Source organism: Nocardia sp. NPDC057455 (assembly GCF_042802775.1).
Lineage (GTDB): Bacteria > Actinomycetota > Actinomycetes > Mycobacteriales > Mycobacteriaceae > Nocardia.
Genome location: NZ_JBHVDM010000174.1, coordinates 1 through 4,838 on the forward strand (window position 1 = coordinate 1; position 4,838 = coordinate 4,838).

The window sequence follows — 4,838 nt, forward strand, 5'->3', positions numbered from 1 at the left end:
CCTCGGGATAACGCCTTGGCACGAACAAGTCTCCTTCGACGACTTCGTGACCAAGAGTCAAGCAAACCAACTCCGGAAAACCGGGGGAACATCAACCTGCTGTTCAAGGCGACGCCGACGCGCTCGGCCCTGGACATCGCCGAGGCGATGGACGCGGTCGGCGGCGAACTCAACGCGTTCACCGCGAAGGAGCAGACCTGCTACTACGCGCACGTCCTGGACGAGGACCTGCCGCTGGCGGTCGACTTGGTCTCCGACGTGGTGCTCAACGGCCTGTGCCGGGCGTCGGACGTGGACGTGGAGCGGCAGGTGGTGCTCGAGGAGATCGCCATGCGCGACGACGATCCCGAGGACCTGGTCGGTGACTCCTTCCTGGCCGCGCTGTTCGGTGATCATCCGATCGGGCGCCCGGTGATCGGTTCCATCGAGTCCATCGAAGGGATGCGGGCCGCGCAACTGCGCTCGTTCCATTCGCGGCGTTACCGGCCGGACCGCATGGTGATCGCGGTCGCGGGCAACGTGGAGCACGAGCACACCGTGGAATTGGTGCACCGTGCTTTCGAGAACCGGCTCGATCTCACGGCGATGCCCGCGCCGCGGCGCGAGGGCCGGTTCCGGCCGCACGGCGCTCCGCAGCTGAACTGGAGTCATCGCGACAGCGAGCAGGCGCATCTGGCTTTCGGCGTGCGTGCCTTCGGGCGGCACGAAGGCGAGCGGCGCTGGCCCCTGTCGGTGCTGAACACCGTGGTCGGCGGCGGGCTGAGTTCGCGTCTGTTCCAACGCATCCGGGAAGAACGCGGGCTGGCTTATTCGGTGTACTCCAGCGTCGACACCTTCGCCGACACCGGCGCGTTCTCGGTCTACATCGGCTGCCAGCCGGAGAACCTCGGCGAGGTGGCGGCACTGGCCCGAGGTGTCCTTGACGAAGTCGCCGCCGACGGCATCAGCGACGCCGAGTGCGCACGCGCCAAGGGCTCGTTGCGCGGTGGGCTGGTGCTCGGCCTGGAGGACTCCGCCTCGCGCATGAACCGTCTGGGGCGCAGCGAACTCAGCTATGGCAACCACCGCAGCGTGTCGGAGACCCTGGCCCGCATCGATGCCGTCACCACCGAGGAGGTCTCCGCCGTCGCGCGCACACTGCTGGCGCGGCCCTTCGCCGCGTCGGTCGCCGGGCCGTACAAACGTACCCGTGATCTGCCTGCCGCCGTCCGGCGATTGGTGCCGAGCTGATCATCGCGAGCGAGGGGACCGCGGCTTGGCGAGGAATCCGTTACCGCGATACTGTTTCGGCCGCCCGGCCCTCGGTCCCCGCTGGAGGGCGCTGAACTCGATTGTCCGGGTGTGGGATCCGGCGATCTCTGGCAAGGAGTCGAGATGAACCGAACGAATCGTGCCCTTCGTGCGCTGGGAACGGTATCGTTGCCCATCCTCGTGCTGTCCGGGTGCGGCGGTACGGACGCCGATGCGGTGAAGGCGGGTGAGCCGACCGAGGCCGCGCTGCGTGCGGAAGCCACGAAGATGACCGACGCGCTGGCCGGTCACGACTACGCCGCGGCGTACCGGTTCCGCTCCGCGCGCTGCAAGCTCACGCTCAACGAGGACGACTACGTGGCGTCCATGGCGCAGCTCTACGACGGCCGGGACCTGAAGTCGAAGCCGGCGAAGATCACCGTCACCACGTCCGGATCGACCGGCACGGTCACGGTCGAGAACTCCGACGCCCGGGCGGGCGAGGACGACACGAAGCCGAAGACCTGGACGTTCATCGACGGGCAGTGGCGCTTCGACAACTGCTGAGCGCGCATCGCCTCGGCCGGGTCATTCCCCGCGGGCGCGATTGGCGGCCGCGACGATCGTCGGCACCAGCCCGGGCAGGGCGGTCTCGAGGTCGTCGATGCGCAGGCGCTGGCAGGTGTGACCGTCGATGATCAGGCGCTCGATCACACCGGCGTCACGCAGGATCTTGAAATGGTGGGTGGCGGTCGACTTGTTGATCACCTCGTAGAGTGCGCCACAGCGGACCGCCGTTCCCGCGTTGCCGAGGCGGCGCACCATCTCCAGGCGCACCGGGTCCTGCAGCGCGCTGAGCACCGTGGGCAGCGCGGCCACCGGGAGCGCTTGCTGGTCCGCGTCTCGGACATCGGACATGAGCTGTCTCACTCTCAGGTTTGATGATCGTCGTACTAGATGTATCGTCGACGGCGGTTCGATCATTATCAAACTTACCCGATCGGAGTTCCGATGGCAGCGACGATGGCGGTGGCCGTCGATGAACCGACCGCACAGCGCTGGGCCTACGCCCTGGTCCTGGCGGCCAGTGGCGTAGCGCTGGGGGTTTCGGGCGTTCCGGCGCCGCTCTACGGCATCTATCAGAAGCAGTGGCATCTCTCTCCGCTCACCACGACCATCGTGTTCGCGGTCTACGCGGTGGCTGCCCTTGGCGCGGTGCTGGTGTCGGGGCGGATTTCCGATGTGGTCGGCCGGAAACCGGTGCTGCTCGGCGCTTTCGCCACGATGGTCGCCGGGTTGCTGGTGTTCGTGCTCGCCGACAGCGTGCCGATGCTGCTGCTGGCGCGCGCGCTGCACGGCATCGCGGTCGGCTCGACCGTGGTCGCGGGCGCCGCCGCGCTGCTGGATCTGCGTCCGCACCGCGGCGCGCGGTCCGGGCAACTCAGCGGTGTCGCCTTCAATGTGGGAATGGCGGTGGCGATCCTGGGATCGGCGCTGCTGGCGCAGTACGCGCCGCATCCGTTGCGCACGCCGTACGTCGTGATCACCGTGGTCTGCCTTGCGATCGGCGTCGGCGTGCTCGCGCTGCGCGAACCGCACTCGGCCCGGGTGGCCGGACGCATCCGGATCGCGAAACCCGCCGTGCCGCCGGAAATTCGCGGCGACTTCTGGTTCTCGGCCATCGGTGTGATGGCGGCCTGGTCGGTGCTGGGCGTGCTGCTGTCGCTGTACCCCTCGCTGGCCACGCAGCAGACCGGCATCCACAACCTGGTCTTCGGCGGCGCCGTCGTCGCCTCGACCGCACTCTCCGGCGCTACCGTGCAACTGTTCGCGACCGGCGTACCCGCCCGGTGGGCCGCGATCCTCGGCGACACCGGCATGGCGCTGGCGCTGCTGCTGACGGTGCCGGCGCTGGCCACGCACAACTGGGTCGTGGTGCTCGCCGCGGGCGTCGCGCTGGGTGCGACCTTCGGCCTCGGCTTCGGCGGATCGCTGCGTCACCTGTCGGAGGTCGTGCCGCATAACAAGCGCGGCGAGACGATGTCGGCGTACTACTTGCTCGCCTACTCCGCCATGGCCCTGCCCACCATCCTGGCCGGTTGGGCGGCGACCACCTGGGGTCTGAGCACCGTGTTCCCGTGGTTCGTCGGGATCGTCGCCCTCGCCTGCCTGCTCGCGGCCGGTCTCGGCCTGCGCCGGGACCGGGCGGCAATCCAGCGGGCATGAGCGGCGATTGGCTTTCCGCCCTCGGTGTCCGCTAATGTTCTGTGTCGCATCGCGGACGCCGCGATGCGAATGCGGATGTAGCGCAGCTGGTAGCGCATCACCTTGCCAAGGTGAGGGTCGCGGGTTCGAATCCCGTCATCCGCTCCACGAAATAGCTCGGCCCTTTGCCGGGTTCGCCCTGAAAGAGCATGTTGGCCCCGGGTTCTCAGTGTCACCGGAGCGTATCTGGATGCTCGTTATCCGGTTTCCCCCAGAGCCCATTGCGGTAGCGCGGTGGGCAACGGGCGCGGTGTCGCGCTCCGAAAGAGGATCGCCTCTGGCTCGCCCCGGATGCGCCATGCCGAAGGGGGTCGCCGCCATCGGCCGTCCTGCGGCAGCAGATCTGCGCCGATCTGGCTTCGTCGGTCGAGCCCGCGAACTCGCCTGCAACCTCCGAAGACTACCTATGCTGAACTCTTGCATTCATTGCTGGATAGTGCTATAAGAAATCTATCTAAATCGACACAGGTTATCTCGGTACCGCAAGGTAGATGGAGGTGGCGACCATGTTGATGCGTACCGACCCGTTCCGCGATCTGGAGCGGTTCACACAGCAGGTGCTCGGCACGGCAGCACACCCGGCCGTCATGCCGATCGACGCTTGGCGCGAAGGCGAGGAATTCGTGGTCGAGCTCGATCTACCTGGTATCGATCCGGGCTCACTCGACCTGGATATGGAACGCAACGTCCTCACCGTGCGCGCGCAGCGCCCCGAACTGGACTCCGGCCGGGAGATGATCGCCGCGGAGCGCACCCGCGGAGTATTCAGCCGCCAGATATTCCTCGGAGAGGGACTCGACACCGAGCGCATCGGTGCCGACTACACCGAGGGCGTACTGCGGCTGCGGATCCCCGTCGCGGAGCGGGCGAAACCCCGCAAGATCGAGGTCGCCCGCGGCAACGGCCACCAGGTGATCGACGCCTGATCGACGCAGAGCCCAGCACGTTCCGGTAGGAGGTGAAGGGTCGTGACCATTCTCGACACGTGGGACGACGTCTCCGAGGCACTGCTGCTGGACCCCGACGCCGAAGAGTTGTTCGCCGAGGTGGACAGGATCCTCTGCGAGGCTTTGGCTCCCGCACGATGTCCACCGGCGCCGCCGCGCCCGGCCTCTGCCGACGACGGGGTGACCGGGCTGCGGCTCTCCACAGAAGTGGCAGCCCCGCGCGGTCGGAAGCCCGCGCACCGGCCGCACCCGCGCGAGCGCGGACCTCCGAGGGGGTCAGCCAGTCGGTGCTACCGAAAAGACGACCAGAGAGAAAGGCAGGTGATGCTTCGGACCGATCGAACCGTCACGTCACTCTCTTCCGACGCGGGCCCGGGCACCCCGGTGTCCCGGGCC

The 4,838-nt window shown here is 67.8% G+C and carries 5 protein-coding genes and 1 tRNA gene; 5 read left to right on the plus strand and 1 reads right to left on the minus strand.

The genetic code is table 11. The annotated features are described in order from the left end of the window. Together ACFU5M_RS34015 and ACFU5M_RS34020 are read left to right on the plus strand one after the other, a co-directional pair. Positions 1 to 1,230, plus strand: a 1,230-nt coding sequence (locus ACFU5M_RS34015) for a M16 family metallopeptidase (RefSeq protein ID WP_379055648.1), incomplete at its 5' end; no start/stop codon positions are given. 144 nt (positions 1,231 to 1,374) lie between these two features. Further along, a complete protein-coding gene (locus ACFU5M_RS34020; RefSeq protein ID WP_379055650.1) occupies positions 1,375 to 1,797 on the plus strand; it encodes a hypothetical protein in 423 nt (140 codons plus the stop codon). A 21-nt stretch (positions 1,798 to 1,818) separates the two neighbouring features. Here the strand turns inward: ACFU5M_RS34020 and ACFU5M_RS34025 are convergent, their stop codons facing one another. After that, positions 1,819 to 2,148: an ArsR/SmtB family transcription factor gene (locus ACFU5M_RS34025; protein WP_379055652.1), complete on the minus strand. Its 330-nt coding sequence runs from the start codon at positions 2,146 to 2,148 to the stop codon at positions 1,819 to 1,821. Positions 2,149 to 2,241: 93 nt separating this feature from the next. On the opposite strand from ACFU5M_RS34025, the gene ACFU5M_RS34030 reads away from it, so the two are divergent. The 3 genes from ACFU5M_RS34030 to ACFU5M_RS34040 all read left to right on the plus strand — a co-directional run bounded on the left by ACFU5M_RS34030 (position 2,242) and on the right by ACFU5M_RS34040 (position 4,421). Further along, complete coding sequence (locus ACFU5M_RS34030; RefSeq protein WP_379055654.1) at positions 2,242 to 3,456, plus strand: MFS transporter; 1,215 nt, start codon at positions 2,242 to 2,244, stop codon at positions 3,454 to 3,456. Positions 3,457 to 3,527: 71 nt separating this feature from the next. Further along, a tRNA-Gly gene (locus tag ACFU5M_RS34035) sits at positions 3,528 to 3,603 on the plus strand. A 398-nt stretch (positions 3,604 to 4,001) separates the two neighbouring features. Next, complete coding sequence (locus tag ACFU5M_RS34040; RefSeq protein WP_379055656.1) at positions 4,002 to 4,421, plus strand: Hsp20/alpha crystallin family protein; 420 nt, start codon at positions 4,002 to 4,004, stop codon at positions 4,419 to 4,421. Positions 4,422 to 4,838: the final 417 nt, after the last annotated feature.

Coding starts and splice junctions, on each gene's coding strand:
- ACFU5M_RS34020 (WP_379055650.1), top strand. CDS start 1,375: ATGAACCGAACGAATCGTGCCCTTCGTGCGCTGGGAACGGTATCGTTG.
- ACFU5M_RS34025 (WP_379055652.1), bottom strand. CDS start 2,148: ATGTCCGATGTCCGAGACGCGGACCAGCAAGCGCTCCCGGTGGCCGCG.
- ACFU5M_RS34030 (WP_379055654.1), top strand. CDS start 2,242: ATGGCAGCGACGATGGCGGTGGCCGTCGATGAACCGACCGCACAGCGC.
- ACFU5M_RS34040 (WP_379055656.1), top strand. CDS start 4,002: ATGTTGATGCGTACCGACCCGTTCCGCGATCTGGAGCGGTTCACACAG.